Source organism: Kitasatospora sp. GAS1066B, assembly GCF_041262605.1.
Classification (GTDB): Bacteria; Actinomycetota; Actinomycetes; order Streptomycetales; family Streptomycetaceae; genus Kitasatospora.
In genome coordinates this window covers 1-15,701 of record NZ_JBGCCO010000002.1, presented here as the reverse complement: position 1 = coordinate 15,701, position 15,701 = coordinate 1, and the positions used below count along the sequence as shown (strand labels likewise).

Annotated in this window: 19 protein-coding genes; 8 read left to right on the top strand and 11 right to left on the bottom strand. The window is 70.4% G+C overall.

Going from position 1 to position 15,701, the window contains the following annotated elements; translation table 11 throughout:
- Positions 1-14: 14 nt before the first annotated feature.
- From ABH937_RS01650 to hisD, 4 genes are read right to left on the bottom strand one after another with little or no spacing between them, the layout of a single operon-like run.
- The gene (locus ABH937_RS01650) at positions 15-164 is read right to left on the bottom strand and encodes a hypothetical protein (RefSeq protein WP_266298987.1); all 150 of its coding nucleotides are present in this window, start codon (positions 162-164) and stop codon (positions 15-17) included.
- Complete coding sequence (gene hisB, locus ABH937_RS01645) at positions 161-760, bottom strand: imidazoleglycerol-phosphate dehydratase HisB (RefSeq protein WP_280687048.1); 600 nt, start codon at positions 758-760, stop codon at positions 161-163. The genes ABH937_RS01650 and hisB overlap by 4 nt, the downstream gene beginning before the upstream one ends.
- Positions 760-1,878, bottom strand: a complete 1,119-nt coding sequence (locus ABH937_RS01640) for a histidinol-phosphate transaminase (protein ID WP_370216873.1) — start codon at positions 1,876-1,878, stop codon at positions 760-762. Before ABH937_RS01640 ends, hisB begins: the two co-directional genes overlap by 1 nt.
- A complete protein-coding gene (gene hisD, locus ABH937_RS01635) occupies positions 1,875-3,209 on the bottom strand; it encodes a histidinol dehydrogenase (RefSeq protein WP_370216872.1) in 1,335 nt (444 codons plus the stop codon). The genes ABH937_RS01640 and hisD overlap by 4 nt, the downstream gene beginning before the upstream one ends.
- A gap of 128 nt (positions 3,210-3,337) precedes the next feature.
- Here hisD and ABH937_RS01630 point away from each other — a divergent pair, with 128 nt between their 5' ends.
- Positions 3,338-5,140, top strand: a complete 1,803-nt coding sequence (locus ABH937_RS01630) for an oxidoreductase (RefSeq protein WP_370216871.1) — start codon at positions 3,338-3,340, stop codon at positions 5,138-5,140.
- A gap of 4 nt (positions 5,141-5,144) precedes the next feature.
- Positions 5,145-7,118, top strand: a complete 1,974-nt coding sequence (locus tag ABH937_RS01625) for a hypothetical protein (protein ID WP_370216869.1) — start codon at positions 5,145-5,147, stop codon at positions 7,116-7,118.
- A 24-nt stretch (positions 7,119-7,142) separates the two neighbouring features.
- On the opposite strand, the gene ABH937_RS01620 is transcribed toward ABH937_RS01625, so the two are convergent.
- From ABH937_RS01620 to ABH937_RS01610, 3 genes are all read right to left on the bottom strand, one after another.
- Positions 7,143-7,364 carry a DUF397 domain-containing protein gene (locus tag ABH937_RS01620; protein WP_370216868.1) on the bottom strand — a complete coding sequence of 74 codons (222 nt, stop codon included), beginning with the start codon at positions 7,362-7,364 and terminating at the stop codon, positions 7,143-7,145.
- Positions 7,365-7,440: 76 nt separating this feature from the next.
- Positions 7,441-7,638 (bottom strand): DUF397 domain-containing protein, encoded by a 198-nt coding sequence (locus ABH937_RS01615; protein ID WP_370216867.1) that lies wholly within the window; start codon positions 7,636-7,638, stop codon positions 7,441-7,443.
- 5 nt (positions 7,639-7,643) lie between these two features.
- Positions 7,644-8,504: a helix-turn-helix domain-containing protein gene (locus ABH937_RS01610; protein WP_370216866.1), complete on the bottom strand. Its 861-nt coding sequence runs from the start codon at positions 8,502-8,504 to the stop codon at positions 7,644-7,646.
- A 276-nt stretch (positions 8,505-8,780) separates the two neighbouring features.
- Here ABH937_RS01610 and ABH937_RS01605 point away from each other — a divergent pair, with 276 nt between their 5' ends.
- The 5 genes from ABH937_RS01605 to ABH937_RS01585 all read left to right on the top strand — a co-directional run bounded on the left by ABH937_RS01605 (position 8,781) and on the right by ABH937_RS01585 (position 11,028).
- On the top strand, positions 8,781-9,020 hold the full coding sequence (locus ABH937_RS01605; protein ID WP_370216865.1) for a hypothetical protein: 240 nt from the start codon (positions 8,781-8,783) through the stop codon (positions 9,018-9,020).
- A complete protein-coding gene (locus ABH937_RS01600; RefSeq protein WP_280687039.1) occupies positions 9,001-9,327 on the top strand; it encodes a hypothetical protein in 327 nt (108 codons plus the stop codon). The genes ABH937_RS01605 and ABH937_RS01600 overlap by 20 nt, the downstream gene beginning before the upstream one ends.
- Positions 9,324-9,521: a hypothetical protein gene (locus tag ABH937_RS01595; protein ID WP_370216864.1), complete on the top strand. Its 198-nt coding sequence runs from the start codon at positions 9,324-9,326 to the stop codon at positions 9,519-9,521. The genes ABH937_RS01600 and ABH937_RS01595 overlap by 4 nt, the downstream gene beginning before the upstream one ends.
- 423 nt (positions 9,522-9,944) lie before the next feature.
- Positions 9,945-10,400, top strand: coding sequence for a hypothetical protein (locus tag ABH937_RS01590; protein WP_370216863.1), 456 nt, complete (start codon positions 9,945-9,947; stop codon positions 10,398-10,400).
- A gap of 289 nt (positions 10,401-10,689) precedes the next feature.
- A complete protein-coding gene (locus ABH937_RS01585) occupies positions 10,690-11,028 on the top strand; it encodes an iron chaperone (RefSeq protein ID WP_370216862.1) in 339 nt (112 codons plus the stop codon).
- 106 nt (positions 11,029-11,134) lie between these two features.
- On the opposite strand, the gene ABH937_RS01580 is transcribed toward ABH937_RS01585, so the two are convergent.
- Positions 11,135-12,136 carry a hypothetical protein gene (locus ABH937_RS01580; RefSeq protein WP_370216861.1) on the bottom strand — a complete coding sequence of 334 codons (1,002 nt, stop codon included), beginning with the start codon at positions 12,134-12,136 and terminating at the stop codon, positions 11,135-11,137.
- Between the two features lie 195 nt (positions 12,137-12,331).
- Here ABH937_RS01580 and ABH937_RS01575 point away from each other — a divergent pair, with 195 nt between their 5' ends.
- Entirely contained in the window at positions 12,332-13,288 is a 957-nt protein-coding gene (locus ABH937_RS01575; protein ID WP_370217126.1) for a LysR family transcriptional regulator, read from the top strand.
- A 114-nt stretch (positions 13,289-13,402) separates the two neighbouring features.
- Here ABH937_RS01575 and ABH937_RS01570 read toward each other — a convergent pair whose 3' ends face one another.
- From ABH937_RS01570 to ABH937_RS01560, 3 genes are all read right to left on the bottom strand, one after another.
- Entirely contained in the window at positions 13,403-14,677 is a 1,275-nt protein-coding gene (locus ABH937_RS01570; RefSeq protein ID WP_370216860.1) for an amidase domain-containing protein, read from the bottom strand.
- Positions 14,678-14,684: 7 nt separating this feature from the next.
- Complete coding sequence (locus ABH937_RS01565) at positions 14,685-15,002, bottom strand: type VII secretion target (protein ID WP_280687034.1); 318 nt, start codon at positions 15,000-15,002, stop codon at positions 14,685-14,687.
- Between the two features lie 86 nt (positions 15,003-15,088).
- Positions 15,089-15,514 carry a hypothetical protein gene (locus ABH937_RS01560; RefSeq protein ID WP_280687033.1) on the bottom strand — a complete coding sequence of 142 codons (426 nt, stop codon included), beginning with the start codon at positions 15,512-15,514 and terminating at the stop codon, positions 15,089-15,091.
- Between the last annotated feature and the right edge of the window lie 187 nt (positions 15,515-15,701).

Genomic DNA, 15,701 nt, shown 5'->3' with positions numbered 1-15,701 from the left:
GACAGCTCCAGGGTCTAGAGGCGCAGGACGCCGGCGGCCAGGCAGAACGCCGAGCTGATGGCGAGCAGGAAGACGACGCCCTTGGGCAGCTTCTGCTTCCAGAACGAGTACACGCCGCCGGCCAGGAACAGCCCCACGACGATCAGCACGGTGGCCGTGTTCACAGCGCGCCCTTCGTCGAGGGGAGGATGCCGGCCGCCTTCGCCCGCGGGTCGAACTCCGAGGCGTAGCGCAACGCCCGGGCCAGCGCCTTGAACTGGCACTCCACGATGTGGTGCGCGTTGCGCCCGTACGGGACGTGCACGTGCAGGGCTATCTGCGCCTGGGCGACGAAGGACTCCAGGATGTGCCGGGTCATCGTCACGTCGTAGCTGCCGATCATCGGCGCCATGTTCTCGGGCTCGGTGTGCACCAGGTACGGGCGACCGGAGAGGTCGACGGTCACCTGGGCCAGCGACTCGTCCAGCGGGACGGTGCAGTTGCCGAACCGGTAGATGCCGGTCTTGTCGCCGAGCGCCTGCTTGAAGGCGGCACCCAGCGCGAGGGCGGTGTCCTCGATGGTGTGGTGGGTGTCGATGTGCAGGTCTCCCTCGGTCTTCACGGTGAGGTCGAAGAGGCCGTGGCGGCCGAGCTGGTCGAGCATGTGGTCGTAGAACCCGACGCCCGTGGAGATGTCGGTCTGGCCGGTGCCGTCGAGATCGATCTCGACCAGGACCGTGGTCTCCTTCGTGGTGCGCTCAACGCGCCCGATGCGGGACATCAGTTCTTACAGCTCCTTGGTGACAGTTCCTTGGTGACGGTGCGGACGGCGTCCAGGAAGGCGTCGTTCTCGGCGGGGGTGCCGGCCGTGACGCGCAGGTACCCGGGGACGCCGTTGTCGCGGATCAGCACGCCGCGGTCGAGGATCGCCCGCCAGACGGCGCGCTGGTCCTCGAAGGTCCCGAACTGGATGAAGTTCGAGTCCGAGTCGGTGACGGTCAGGCCCAGCGCGCGCAGCGCCTCGACCAGCCGGTCGCGCTCGCCCTTGAGCTTCTGGACGTAGCCGAGCAGCGTGTCGGTGTGCTCCAGGCAGGCCAGCGCGGTCGCCTGGGTGACGGCCGAGAGGTGGTAGGGCAGCCGGACCAGTTGCACGGCGTCCACCACGGCCCGGTCGGCGGCCAGGTAGCCCAGGCGCAGGCCGGCCGCGCCGAAGGCCTTGGACATCGTCCGGGTGACCACCAGCAGCGGGCGGCCCTCGATCAGCGGCAGCAGCGAGGCGCGGTGCGAGAACTCGACGTAGGCCTCGTCCACGATCACCACGGTCGGCTTGACCGCCTGCGCGGCGTCGTGGAGCGCGAGCACGGTGTCGCGCTCCACAGCGGTGCCGGTCGGGTTGTTCGGCGAGCAGATGAAGAGCACGTCCGGGCGGTGCTCGGCGAGTGCCGCGATCGCCGCGTCCACGTCGATGGTGAAGTCGGCGTTGCGCGGACCGGCGATCCAGCGGGTGCCGGTGCCCCGGGAGATCAGCTCGTGCATCTGGTAGGACGGCTCGAAGCCGAGCGCGCTGCGGCCCGGGCCGCCGAAGGTCTGCAGCAGCTGCTGGATGACCTCGTTGGAGCCGTTGGCCGCCCAGACCTGGCCGAGCTCCAGCGGGTGCCCGGTGGTGCGGGTCAGGTAGCGGGCCAGCTCGGTGCGCAGCTCGACCGCGTCCCGGTCCGGGTAGCGGTTGAGCTTGCGGGCGGCGTCGGCGACCCGCTCGGCGATCCGGGCCACCAGCGGCTCGGGCAGCTGGTACGGGTTCTCGTTGGTGTTCAGCTGGACCGGGACGTCCAGCTGCGGGGCGCCGTAGGGCGACTGTCCGCGCAGCTCGTCACGGACGGGCAGGTCGTCGATCTTCAAGAGTTCGGCACCGTCCAGTCGCTGTGCTGCTCCAGTTCGCCTTCGGCAAAACGTGCCCGGACGGCATCGCCGTGGCCGGGCAGGTCCTCGGCGTTGGCGAGGTTCACCACGTGCGCGGCGACGTCCGCCAGCGCCTCGCGGCTGTAGTCGATCACGTGGATGCCGCGCAGGAAGGACTGCACGGACAGGCCCGAGGAGTGGCAGGCGCAGCCGCCGGTGGGCAGCACGTGGTTGGAACCGGCCGCGTAGTCGCCCAGCGAGACCGGCGCGAACCGGCCGACGAAGATCGCGCCCGCGTTGCGCACCCGGGCGGCGACGGCGGCCGCGTCCCGGGTCTGGATCTCCAGGTGCTCGGCGGCGTAGGCGTTCACCACGGCCAGGCCCTGCGCCAGGTCGTCCACCAGCACGGTGCCGGACTGCCGGCCGGTCAGCGCGGTGGTGACCCGCTCGCGGTGCTTGGTCTCGGCCACCTGCTTGGCCAGCTCGACGTCGACCGCGTCGGCCAGCGCGAGGGAGTCGGTGACCAGCACCGAGGCGGCCATCGGGTCGTGCTCGGCCTGGCTGATCAGGTCGGCGGCCACCTCGGCGGGCACCGCGCTGTCGTCGGCCAGCACGGCGATCTCGGTCGGTCCGGCCTCGGCGTCGATGCCGATCCGGCCCTTGAGCAGGCGCTTGGCGGCCGCCACGTAGATGTTGCCCGGGCCGGTGACCAGGTTGACCGGCGCGCACTCCTCGGTGCCGTAGGCGAACATCGCGATCGCCTGGGCGCCGCCGACCGCGTACACCTCGGTGACGCCGAGCAGCGCGCAGGCCGCCAGGATGGTCGGGTGCACCTGGCCGCCGTGGTCCTTCTGCGGCGGCGAGGTGACCGCGATGCCCTGGACGCCGGCCTCCTGGGCGGGCACCACGTTCATCACAACGGAGGACGGGTAGACGGCCAGCCCGCCCGGCACGTAGAGGCCGACCCGGTCCACCGGCACCCACCGCTCGCTGACCGTGCCGCCGGGCACCACCTGGGTGGTGTGGTCGGTGCGGCGCTGCTCACGGTGGACCAGGCGGGCCCGGCGGATCGACTCCTCCAGGGCCGCGCGGACCTTCGGGTCCAGGGCGGTCAGGGCGGCGGTGATCGCCGCCTCGGGCACCCGGGTGGTCGCCAGCGTGACGCCGTCGAAGCGCTCGGTGATCTCGATCAGCGCCGCGACCCCGCGATGGCGTACGTCCTCGCAGATCGGCCGCACCGTCTCCAGGGCGGCTTCCACGTCGAACTCGGCACGGGGCAGCAGGTCACGCGGGTCGCTGGTGGAGCCGCGCAGGTCGATTCGAGAGATCACACGGCCCAGTGTAAGGAGTGGCCGGAATGGGTGGCCCCACATATCAGTCCGTGATACGAACGCTGAGACGTCCGCTGCGCGGCGTCCAGGGGCAGGGAACAGCAGGGGACGCGGGGATGGCGGGGAACATGGGGAGCACGGGGAACTCGGGAACGCAGGCGGCGCCGGCCGACTGGAACCCGGTCGAGCAGCGGTTATGGGAAGCCTTCCGGCGTGGCGAGGTCTACGACCTGTCGGTCGGCGACCGGCACGCGGACGATCCGGCCTCACCGGCCGGCTGGGGCCCGGAGCGGACCGTACGGGCCGAGGTGCTGGCGCTGCTGCTGCTCGCCGGCCCGGCCGCCATACCCGGCACGGTGCGCGGCCTCAAGCTCACCGGCGCGCTGGTCACCGGGCGCCTGGACCTCGCCGGCGGGCGGATCACCGACTTCCTCGAACTGCGCGCCTGCCGCTTCGACACCGGCGTGCTGCTCTCCGAGGCCCAGGCGGGCACGGTGCGCTTCGACGGCTGCTGGCTGCCCCGGCTGGACGGCTCCCGGCTGACCACCGCCGGCGATCTGGTGCTGGCCCGCTGCGTGGTGCCGTTCGGGGTGCGGCTGACGGACGCGCAGATCGGCACCGACCTGATCGTCAACTACCTCATGGCGGGCTGCGACCAGTACCAACACGCCTTCTCGGCCGACGGCATGACGGTCCATCAGGACTTCGAGGCCGACCGGCTGATCACCTACGGCGACCTGAGCCTGCGCACCGCCAAGATCGGCGGCCGGCTCTCGCTGCGCGGCGCCGAGCTGCGCGCCCGCCCCGGGCAGAGCAACTGCCTCAACGCGGCCCGGATCAACGTCGGCAGCACCTGCTACCTGAGCGGCTGGCTGCCCGCCGGGCCGATCCGACCGCACCCCAGCGCCCACCCGCTCGCAGTGCAGGGGGTGCTCTACAGCCTGCGCAACGCCGACCCGGGGCCGTTCTACCGCGCGCAGACTTCGGACCCGCGCGCGGAGGAGGTGGCGGAGACCGCTCCGGGAGTCCCGGGGCCACGACCCGAGGCCGAGGCTCTCGCCGGGACGCCTATGGCGCAGGGCAGCGCGCCCGGTGACATGTACGGCCACGGATTCGGCGAGGCGGCCGCGCTCGGCAGCCTCAGCGTGCCGTTCCGCGCCTTCGGCGGGGTCCGCCTGGAGGACGCCCGCTTCGAGTCCGCCTGCCTGATCGCCAACGCCGAGTTCCACCTGGCGGACGGCCAGGAACTCTCGCTACGCCGGATCCAGACCCCCGAACTGCGCTTCACCTGCCCGACCCCGCCTACCGGCACCGTCGCTCTCTCCCGGGCCCGGATCGGCAATCTGGTCGACTCCCCCAGCGCCTGGCCGACCAACCACAAGGTCCGGCTGACCGGCTTCGCCTACGAGTACCTGCGCCCACCGGAGGGCAGCGCCTTCACCGTCGCCCAGCGGGTCAACTGGCTGGACCACGCACTGGACGCCTACCACCCCGAGCCCTACGAGCAGTTGGCCGCCGCCCTGCGCCGCGACGGCCTCGACGAGGACGCCCGCGAGGTGCAGTACGCCAAGCAGCACCGCCGCACCCAGAACCTGCCCCTGCTGGGCCGACTCTGGTGCCGCTTCCAGGACATCACGGTGGGCTACGGCTACCGCCCGCGCCGCGCGGCGGCCTGGCTGCTGGCCGCCTGGCTGCTGGGCACCCTCTGGTTCGCCGGCCACCAGCCGCCGCCCGCCAAGCTGGACGAACACCCGCACTGGAACGCCGCGTTGTACTCGGCCAGCCTGGTGCTGCCGATCGTCAACCTGGGCCAGGACGGCTGGGCACCGGCCGGTTTCAGCCAGTGGCTGAGCGCCGGCCTGGTGATGACCGGCTGGCTGCTGGCGACCACGGCGGTGACGGGGGCGACCCGCGTGCTGCAGCGGGGCTGACACCGTGGCGCAGAACGTGCACAACGAGTTCCACGGCCGGGCCGAGTTCGTGGTGCAGGCCGGCAGCATCACCGGGCCGATCACCTACGTCGCCGCGCCGCTCACCGAGGAGGAGCAGGCCGCCCGCCGATTCGCGCGGATGGTCCATCTCCAGTGGTCACGCGAGGCCGGCCTGCGCGGACTGCTCGACCCAGCTCCGCTGTCCACTCGCTGGGTCGACGCCCACCACGAGTACGGCGACCACGTGCGTCTGGCCGGGCAGGTCGAGCAGGCGCAGGCGGGCGACCTGGCCGCGTTCGCGGCGGCTTTCCTGGCACTGCCGAAGCAGCGGTTGGTCCTGCTCGGCGAGGCCGGTTCGGGCAAGTCGAGCGTGGCGGTGCTGCTGACGCTGCGCCTGCTGGCGGACCGGACGGCCGACGACCCGGTGCCGGTGCTGCTCTCACTGGGCTCCTGGGATCCGCTGCGAGAACACTTCCAGGCCTGGCTGGCAGCCCGGCTGGCCGAGGACTACCCCAAGGCGCAACGACAGCTGCTGCTCGACGCCCAGCTGATCACGCCGGTGCTGGACGGGCTCGACGAGATGTCACCACCGCGCCGGGCCGCCGCACTTGATCGGCTGAACAAGGGTGCGGCGGGTACCGCCCCGCTGATCCTGACCTGCCGTGCTGCCGACTACACCGGCGGCGTGCTGCGGTCCGCCGCGGTGGTGCGGGCGCAGCCAGTGATGCCGCAGGACGCACTCGCCTACCTGGAGGCGGTGGTGCCACCACAGCGACACGGGCCATGGCAGCCGGTCTTCGCGGTACTGGCGGGCGAGCTGTCCGGGCCACTGCTGACCGTCTCGGCCAACCCCCTGATGCTCGGCCTGATCCGCGCGGTACATGGCGCCGGCCACCCGGACCCGGCGCATCTGCTGTCCTTCACCGAGGTCCGCGAGCTGGAGAACCATCTACTCGACGGCCTCCTCCCAAGCGTCTTCACCGATGTGCCGGCAGCGCCGGCACAACCGGCAGCGCGGCGACGCCGCTGGGCGCTCGATCGCGCCGAGCGCTGGCTGGGCTTCCTGGCCACCGATCTGACGGTCCGCCACTCGGATGACCTCTCGTGGTGGCAGCTGCATCAGCGGGTTTCCTCGTGGCGGCGGGCGCTGCTGACCGGGGCAGCCACCTGGCTGCTCGCCATCCCGCTGCTGGCAGCGGACCTCCTCGCGATCGGCCAGCCGTACCAGGTCCTGCCCTGGGGTGCTCTGCTGTTCGGCGGCGGCGTCCTCGGCTTCTCGGTCGGCGGATGCGCCGGGGCTGCCGGGGCTCGCGGAAGTGCCATCAGGCCGGCGGTGCTCCGGACCACCGAACGACCGGGCCCCGCCGTGCTCGGCGCGCTGCTGCGCCGGCCTTGGGCTGCGCTTCTGCTGTGCTGCTGGCTATTCTGGGCGGCGGCAAACGGCATCTCGTTCGTCCGCTGGACGCAGCACCGGTCAGGGCCGGTGCCGAACCTCTTCCCGCTGGCGTCCTTCGCGGCACTCGTCGGTACCGTCGCGATCCAGTGGCTGTTCAACCTGCTGACCGCGCCGATCAAGCGGGAGGAACTGGCCGATCCAGCAAGCGCGTTGGCACGCGGCCGACGGAGCGCGGTGCGACCCGCCCTCGGGGTCGGTCTGCTGTCGGCAGTCGGCTGCGCGCTCTTCTTCGTCGTCGTGGGCGCAGGCATGTCGCTGACGTGGTCAGACGCATGGGTCGGGATGTCCGTACTGGCGATCGAGGCCGGCGTGCTGGGCGCGGCGATCGGGCTGGTCCGCACATCGTGGTTCGCCTACCGCCACGCCCACCTCCACCACGCCCTCAGCGGCCGCCTCCCCTGGCGCCTGTCGAAGTTCCTGGCTGATGCCCACCGCCTCGGCGTGCTGCGGCAGGTCGGCCCGGTCTACCAGTTCCGCCACGCCCGCCTGCGGGAGCGGCTCGCGGAGCGCCGGGCACGCTGAGCCGGTCGGGCTCCGCGCCTCCGATCAGCGATCGGCCACCACGAGCCGGTCACCGCCCGCCGCATCGGCGAACGCTGCCCAGGCCTTCGCGGAGAAGCGGAGGGCGGGGCCGGCGGGGTCCTTGCTGTCCCGGACGGCGATGTCGCCGGAGGCGGCGGCGCACTCGACGCAGTTGTCGTTCTGGTTGCTCCGGCTCGACTTCTGCCAGGCCACCGGGAGTGCAGAGGCGTCGGGGAAGTAGCTCACTTGATCCTGTCTCTTCTCGATAGTGGAACGACCTCGCTCCCTCAGGGAGGGCGGAGGCCAGGTGCGAGGGTCGATGTCAGGCGGAGAAGTCTCCGTGACTGTCGAACTCCCCGTTCTGTACGCCGAGCAGGAATCGCGCCCACTTCCCCGGAGTGGTCCGAACGATAATTTCAGCAGAATCGGACTCGCGAACCTCTACCATTCCGTCGACAGTGCGGACCTCAATGCACTCATTGGCACTTCCGCTGAACGACGACTTCTGCCAAGGGGTCATAGATCTCAGCCTTTCAAGTCTTGCATGAGCTTACGGATAAAATCGCGGGAGGCATCTGGCGAGAGCGCCGTACCGTCGACCTCCGCAACCATGCTGCGGTAAGTCCGCAACTCCGCCTCGGCATGAATGAACTGCGGACTCTGGGTCAAGTCGATCTGCACCGTGTCAAGCTCCGGAACCGCACCCACGGCCAAGGTCAGGTTCTCTCCGGCGCCCGGGAAGGTATCCACATCGAACGGGATGGCGCGGACGGTGACATTGGGGCGTTCCGAATCCTCCAAGAGGCTCTTCAGCTGGTCGCGCAACACAGCGGGGCCGCCGAACTGCATGCGCAGGGCTGCCTCGTGGATGTATGCCGCGTACGGCTTGCCGTCGAGCACGACCCGTTGCCGCTGCACGCGGAACGCAGTGCGTGCGTCCACCTCATACCTGGGGAGCGGAGGCCTGATGCGTGCGAAGACGGCACCGGCATACGCGCCCGTCTGCACCAGCCCAGGAATATAGGTAGTCGCCCAGGTAATCAGACCTCTTTCGTCATCGGCGTAGTACTCCATCTCCGCGATGTCGAGAAAGCCGGCGGGGAGACGGCCTCGATACTCATCGAACCATCGTTTTCCGCGATCTTGCGTCATGGCCGCGAGCGCACCGATCAACTCGTCATCAGTGCATTTACTTGCGATAGCCCAGGACTGGAGCCGCTCGGGACTGATCCCAGCCTTACCCGACTCCATCTGGCTGATTTTCGGGGTATCGGTACCGAGCGCCGCAGCCATGGCCTGCGGGGTCATCCCCGCGTACTCACGCAGCTTGCGCAGCTCGATGCCCAAGCGCTGCTGACGGACAGTCGGCGACAGGCGGGGTGGCATGCGGTCCGGCGCTCCTTCCTCGACAGGTGCTGACAGTCTGCCGTCCAGTGACTGAGCAGGTCCAACCCGGGCGAGTGGCGGGCCCACCGGCAGAGTCACCCATACGAGCGACTACCAAATCGGTAGCAATATTGGCCCCTCATGCCCTAGCGTGTTCCATGCCGAACAGAGCGTCGACGGACCGTCAACTGTCGGACCTACGACGCTGCTTTCCGCGCACAGCCATCCGCATACTCAGCAGACCCGGCCAGCCGGGACCGCCAAGGAGACAGCACCATGGCAGCACGAGTCACCATGCCCATCGACCCCTCCGAGCAGCGCGCCATCACCTCCGCCGCCGCCCTCACCGCCATCCTCACCGAGGCCGACATCACCATCCCCTCCCTCGGCGTGGACTGGCCCACCATCACCGGCCACTACCTCGTCACCCTCGGGCGGGTCCGCCCCGACGTGGCCGACGAGTTGACCGCCCTGCTCCGCGACGGCCTGAACGCCCGTGCCCAGCACCAGCGTTGAGTCCCCCGAGGACCGCGCCTGCCGCGAGCAGCGCGAAGCCGCCGAACTCGCCGTCGCCGCCCTGGTGGACGCCCTCGCGCTGGCCGGACTTCCGCCGCTGGTGGCCCTGGAGGGCGGCGCCCGGATCACCATCACGCCCGCCGGGGCGCACATCGAGATCGGCGGTTGCGGCGTCCGCACGCTCACCGCGATCACCGACCACATCGCCGCTCACGCGCACTGCACGGGCCGGGTCCTCCGGGGTTCCGTCGTGCCCACTGGGCTGGCCGAACTGCCCTCTCTGCGCGAGGAACTGAGCCACCCGTGAAGAAGAGCGTCATGACCCTGCACGTCTACCGGATCACCGCCACCGGCCGGCGCATCAAGCTCTCCTCCCGCCGGATCCGGTCCGACGAGCCGGACACCCGCCCGTTGCCCGATGTGTGGCCGCGCTGCCGCTGCCGTCGGTGCGAGCGCCCGGTCTCCTCTCCCGTGAGCGCCGTGGGAGGGACGGGGCCGTGAGGCAACGTAGCCAAGGAGTGGCAGATGCGGCGCCAGAGAGAACGGTTTCAGCCGAAACCGGTTGGTGCAGAAGTTATTGATGAGATGCCAGGGATTAAGCAGGCGAGACGCGGGGCCGCACCGGCGTCCCCGACTTGGGCCCTGACTGCCGTCGTCAGGCCCTGGTGGGTGGCACTGCCGGGTCGGCCGGCCCGGTCAACCGGACCCGGCTGCCGGAGGTCGGGCTCCAGGTGGCAACGGCGGGCAGCCGGGCAGCGGCTGTGTGTCCGGGAATCTCCGGTGAACTTCCGCCTCCCCTAGCACAAGCGTTCTCCAGCCTCGACCATCGGACCGGGCCGGCCACCAACACACCGCCTGCCCCCATGCCCCCAAGGGCATGGCCGTTGCCGGCCTTTGTGGGCTGGATGAAACACGGGGGAAGCCATGCCCAAGCTGTTGAAGACACCCAAGCTCCGCCGCACCATAGCCATGGCCGCCGCCGTGCTGACCATCGCCGGCGGTGCCACCCTCACCACCGCCGGCACAGCCAACGCGAACGTCGGCGGCGAGCAATGTGGCCCCTCTCAGGGCCCCTGGTGGGGCTGGACCCTGCAACCCTGCGTCGATGAGGTCTCCCCCGGCGTGTACTACAGCAGGGTCCTCATGATGGGTGGCAGCACCGACGTGCGCGTCTACACCGGCGTCTACGACAAGTGCAACGGCGTCACCTACGGCATTCCCGGTGACTCGCCCGCCAACGACATCTTCCCGGGCACAGCCTGGTTCTACAGCTACCAAACCCCCTACATCAACTGCTCCCAAGGCGTGTGGGGCATCGCGCGGGTCGCTGACGACGGGATCGGAGCTTCTTGGGCCTGGTCACAGGGCATGTTCGGCTGAGCGGAACACCGCACGGCTCCGGCCTTGGCGCCGTGCGGTGTTCCGTCGAGCGCTGCCCGAGGCGCCTCTAGGGCTCGCGGTAGTCGTCGAAGTTGTCATGCCGCGACACTAGCGTCTACATCTGTGTAGACAGTACCGGAGTCGCGTGTCTGCAGATGCCGATCACGGCATCGATCACCGCGTGGGTGCCGCACTCCACCCGTGCCTACCGTGAGTGGCGGCGCGGCGCAGCTCCCGGGGTCCGCTGATGAGGCGGCGTTCCGGGTGAGGCACGACAACAATGGATCACATGGACGCCGTGCAGGAGTACATCGACGGGATCGCTCCCGAACACCGCCCTCTCTTCGATCGGGTGAGCGGCCTGATCCTGGAGGCGTTCCCGGAGGCGGGCCTGGTGCTGTCATACGGGATGCCGACCTACCGAGTTGGAAAGCGCAAGCTTCATGTCGGCGCCTGGCAGCACGGTGTCTCGATCTACGGGTGGGGCAAGGACCGCGATGCGGGCTTCAGCTCCCGACACCCCACGCTCGTGAGCGGGAAGGGGACCATTCGGCTGCGGTCCCAGGACGCGGTAGTAATCACCGATGACGAGCTGCGCGATCTCATCCGCGCCACACTGGAAGCCTGAGCGAACCTGCCGTCGCGGCGGACCCAGCCTCGTCAACGCCGCGTGTTCCGGGGGATCGGGTGAGGCCCGGATGCCACTGGGAGCCGCTGGGAGCCGCTGGGAGCCGCTACTGACCGTGATGACGGCTGCGGCCAGGTGACTCCCCGTCAGGTGGCCGAGGGGCCGGCCGTTCCAGGCCGCGGGTGCTCGCCACCACCGCGTACCCGAGCAGCCCGAGGCCCAGCACCGTGGGCAGGCCCCACAGCAGACCGGCCTGCTCCAGCGAGGCCGAGTCCGCCAGCACCGGCCGCAGCGGCGAGTCACCGCCCGGCAGGTAGAACGCACTGACCGGGGCGCCCCCGGGTGCCGGGCAGGAGCCGGTGGTGCGCAGCGGCTCGATGCCGCCCGGCAGGTCCAGGTAGCACTGGCGGTAGTGGGTGCCGTGGCTGCCGATCTCGGAGTCCTCGTAGGCGATGTGGACGGTCCCGTGGGTGCCGAGCGCCATCACCGCCACCGCCCCCGCGGACGCGGTCGCGTAACAGAGCGCGAGGGCGCCCAGCACGTAGGCCACCTTCACTGCGCGCGGCGCGGTCCGCCTGCCGTAGACCAGCCGGCGCACCGGCAGGAACCAGCCGACGATCAGTCCGATACCGCCGATCACGATGCCGATGCCCAGGTCCACGAAGCCCAGCAGCGCCTGGACGATGACCAGCAGCAGCACCAGCGCCCAGCCCAGCACCGCCCGCCCCGGGGTGCGCGGGCGCAGCGGTTTGCGCTCCCGCTCCTCCAGCGCCTTGCGGTCGCCGAGCGCCGAGCGCGTCAACCCGTTGTCCGGGTCCAGGTGGCCGAGGCCGCGTTGCTTCAACTGCTCGCGCAGCACCGACCCGGGCCGATGGCTCGCCATCCGCCACGCCTCGCCCACCCGCGCCACGTCCGCGGTGCCGGGCTGCTCGCCCGGGTAGCAGTCGGTGAAGCAGAGCAGCACGCTGCGGATCTGCGAGACGCCGTACCTGCTGCGGCTCAACTGGTAGAGCCGATCGAGGTCGAACCCGACCTTGGTGAGCTGCCTGCGCTGCTCCTTCGTCAACGCCGGAAGCCCAGGTGAGCGCCAGTCCTGTGGATCGTCCATGGTGTCCCCCGTTCGCCTGTCGGGCGGACCATACCGCACGGCGCTCACAGGGTGTTCGTGCGTTCGACGCGTCCACAGGTCCATCACTTCCGGATCCCCTGACGGGACAGCGGCACACCGACAACCCGCCTGTCGCGTATCTGATTACTATGCGATTCGACTGCTCAAGCAGTGCGAGGACCCGGGGGCGTGCGCGTGGAGCTGGAGCTTCGACACCTACAGGCTCTGTGCGCGATCGCGGACGCGGGGAGCCTGGGCCGGGCCGCGGCCGAGTCGGGGTACTCGCAGCAGGCGATGAGCACGCAACTGCGCAGGATCGAACTCCACTTCGGCGAGGCGCTGTTCGAGCGCAACGCTGCGGGCGTGCGGCCGACCAGGTTCGGTGTGGAGGTGGTCGCGCGGGCCCGGGACGTGCTGGCCCGGGTCGAGGCCATCGGACGGGGCCCGGTCGAGGACGCGGCGCCGCGACCCGTGTTGCGGCTGGCCGCCACCAACTCCCCGATCCTGTCGGGCATGGTCGGACGCCTGCGGACCGAACTGCCTGATCTGGTGCTGACGGTGAGCAGCGTGTACCGGTCCTCCCAGATCGTCGAGCTCCTGGAGACGGGCATGCTCGACGCCGCCATCGGCGTGGACTACCCGGGTCTGGAGCTGCGGCACTCCATCGCCATCGAGCATCGCGGGATCGTCACCGAGCCCTCGTTCGTGGCCCTGCCCGCCGGGCACCGGCTGAAGCACCGCACGGCGGTCGAGCTCGCCGACCTGGCCGAGGACCCCTGGTTCCTCACCCCCGACGACGGTGCCGGCTGGCCCGGCGTCTTCTACGCGGCCTGCGCGGCGGTCGGCTTCGCGCCGGCGATGGTGCACGAGTTCCTCGGCGACCGGCTCCAACTGCTGGACATGATCGCCGACGGCCTCGGCGTCTCGCTGGTGCAGGCGACGACCCGGACGATCCCCGGCGTCATCGTCCGGCCCCTGATCGGCACGCCCGTCTGGTGCCGCTACCTGCTGGCCTGGCGCAAGGAGAGCGTGGCCGAGGACGTGGCGGCGACGCTCTTCGGCGCGGCCGCCGCCTCGTACCGGGACCTGATAGCGCGGTCGCCGCACTTCAAGACGTGGGCGGCGGGGACCTACCGCGGGACGCTTCCGTAACGGCACTGCCACGCGTGTTGAGGCGAGGACAGGTCAATCGCTGTGCCCGGCCGCACTGTTCGGCGCAGCCGCGGTGAGAGGTCGTGCGGTGCGGGGTGGAATCGGAACTCGCGGTCAGTACCAGTTCGGTTGGGGGCGGACGAAGAGCACGTTCTGCTGCCCCTCGGCCCGGACCTCGTGCTCGGTGCGTCCGTCCAGGCTGACGTTGAGCCGCGGATCGGAGTGCTGGGTGTAGCGGACGTCGCCGTCCGGGGTCACGGCGGTGACGATCGCGGTGTGGTGGATCTGGCCCTGCGGGAGGCTGGGGTCCTGGTTGTTGTTCTCCTGGAAGAAGACGATGTCACCCGGCTTCACCTGATCCTGTGTCACCTCCTGGCCGCCGTTGCCGGTCAGGAAGTCGTGCAGGTTCTGGGCGGCGCTCCAGCTGTCGCTGTGCTCCTGCCCGGCGATGAAGCCCAGGCCGAAGTCCCAGCCACTCTGGCCGGCGATGCTCTGGTTCCAGCCGCTCGAGTCGTACGTGTTCCAGCCCTTGTACTGCATCCCGGCCTCGTGCAGCGCGTTCGAGGTGAAGTTGGTGCAGTTGTCCTCGCCGCTCACGTCCCCGTGGCCGTCGTTCCAGTGCGCCTGCGCGTACTGCACGAACGCCACCCGGTCGTACTTGCCGTCCGTGCCGTGCAGTTCGGCCTTGACGGAGTCGGGGATGCCGGGCAGGCCGGCGATGGCGACCGGCTCGGAGAGCATGAACTGGTGCTGCTGGAGCGGGGTGAGGCCGTTCCACCAGTCGGTGACCAGTTGCGGGTTGTCACCGCTCGGGATGTCGCCCTGGTAGGCGGCGAGTTCGACGTTGGAGGCCTCGCCCTGGATCTGGTCCAAGGCCTGACCCAGGTCCGTCACATTGGTGTCGTTGCCCAACTTGGCGAGCTCGGCGGCCACTTGCTGGTCGGCCTGCGCGGCCTCGCCCAGCGCCTCGACGAGCAGCCCGTTGACTTCGGCGAGCGCGTCGCGGTTGTCGGGCGAGTCGGCTCCGCCGGGCGGGATGCTGGCACCCGCGCCTTCGAGGTCGACCGACAGGTTGAACTGCTGGGCGAGGGCCAGTGCGCGGTTGAGCGTGCTCTGGGCGTACTCGATGCTGTGGGTCAGGCCGTGCAGCACCATCGCCACACCGCGCATGATGTCGGAGGCGGCCTCCAGCGCGTCGGCCTGGCCGGAGAGCCTCTGACCGGCCGCCTGGCCGACCGCGTCCTGCCAGTGGTCGCCGAGCGGGCCGACGCCCTGCGCGTGCAGGTCGTTGGAGGCATCGGTCGCCTCCTGGGCGGCGAGCATCCAGCCGTCGGCGGCCGTCATCCACTGCGTGGGGTCGGCCTGTTGCAGGTCCGCGAGGGTGATCATGGCGGCCTCAGCTCGCGTTCAGGTCGGCGACCGCCTGCTGGAAGCGGCGGCCCGCCTCGGCGTCGGCCGCGTCATAGGAGTTGGCAGACTGGTTCAACTGGTCGGAGTAGGCCCGCAGTTGGCCGACGATGTCGTTCAGCCGAGCCTGCCAGTTGGTGGCGCAGGTGGTCAGCGCCGAGGAGGACTGCCAGGCGGGCTGCGCCTGAGCCACCGTCAGGCTGTCGTCCAGCAGGTGGTCGGCGGTCGGCGAGGCCTGGTCGGAAATCGCGCGCACCGCCCTGGCCGTGCCACGCACACCGTCGGGATGGACCTGGATGTCATTCATTTCTTTCGCGCTCCCCCGTCATCCACCGGCGGCGAGCCACCCCCGGTGGCAGGATACTAGCGCGTGCCCGGGCCCGTGGTCTGCACTCAATCGCAGGCGTACGGAGCCAAGTTGCCCGGCATGAAGTCCTGGTGCACCGCCAGCACGTCGACCAGCAGCAGCACCACCGCGACCAGCAGCAGCAGCGCCAACAGCGCCGTCCCGAGGCCGACCCCGGCACTACCGTCGCGCGGGGAACGGACCAGCGCCCACACCGCGACCGCCGCGCCCGCCAGGGTCAGCAGCAGCGCCGCAGCGCTCGCCACGCTGGCGAGCGCCGGCACCCCCGCGACGTGGTGGCAGTGCGCGAGCACCTGGGTCACCTGCTGGTCGTAGACGTGGGCCTCGAAGGACAGCCCGGCGACCCCCAGCGCGAGCAACCCGAAGACCACCGCGATCCGCCGTCCGAACCGCCCGGCCCCTGCCTCGGCGGCGGGCGAGCGAAGTCCCTGCTGTGCCGGCCTGTCGTTCATGTCAGTTCCCCCTCGTGAGGCGCGCCACGTGCCTTCAACCTGGGGAATTGTACGGACGGACGGGAGTAGTGCGCCCACCAGGGCCACGGTGTCCGCTAGGGCCTGTACGGCGGATCTTTCCGGGCCCGCGACGCCGGGCATCCCGGCTGGACGCACGCCCGAATCGCCCAAGTACGTCCAGTACGAG

Excerpts from the sequence above, each read along its gene's own strand:
- ABH937_RS01590 (WP_370216863.1), top strand. The coding sequence starts at position 9,945 with ATGCCCAAGCTGTTGAAGACACCCAAGCTCCGCCGCACCATAGCCATG.
- ABH937_RS01630 (WP_370216871.1), top strand. The coding sequence starts at position 3,338 with ATGGGGAGCACGGGGAACTCGGGAACGCAGGCGGCGCCGGCCGACTGG.
- ABH937_RS01560 (WP_280687033.1), bottom strand. The coding sequence starts at position 15,514 with ATGAACGACAGGCCGGCACAGCAGGGACTTCGCTCGCCCGCCGCCGAG.
- ABH937_RS01610 (WP_370216866.1), bottom strand. The coding sequence starts at position 8,504 with ATGCCACCCCGCCTGTCGCCGACTGTCCGTCAGCAGCGCTTGGGCATC.
- hisB (WP_280687048.1), bottom strand. The coding sequence starts at position 760 with ATGTCCCGCATCGGGCGCGTTGAGCGCACCACGAAGGAGACCACGGTC.
- ABH937_RS01615 (WP_370216867.1), bottom strand. The coding sequence starts at position 7,638 with ATGACCCCTTGGCAGAAGTCGTCGTTCAGCGGAAGTGCCAATGAGTGC.
- ABH937_RS01605 (WP_370216865.1), top strand. The coding sequence starts at position 8,781 with ATGGCAGCACGAGTCACCATGCCCATCGACCCCTCCGAGCAGCGCGCC.
- ABH937_RS01570 (WP_370216860.1), bottom strand. The coding sequence starts at position 14,677 with ATGATCACCCTCGCGGACCTGCAACAGGCCGACCCCACGCAGTGGATG.
- ABH937_RS01580 (WP_370216861.1), bottom strand. The coding sequence starts at position 12,136 with ATGGACGATCCACAGGACTGGCGCTCACCTGGGCTTCCGGCGTTGACG.
- ABH937_RS01585 (WP_370216862.1), top strand. The coding sequence starts at position 10,690 with ATGGACGCCGTGCAGGAGTACATCGACGGGATCGCTCCCGAACACCGC.
- ABH937_RS01565 (WP_280687034.1), bottom strand. The coding sequence starts at position 15,002 with ATGAATGACATCCAGGTCCATCCCGACGGTGTGCGTGGCACGGCCAGG.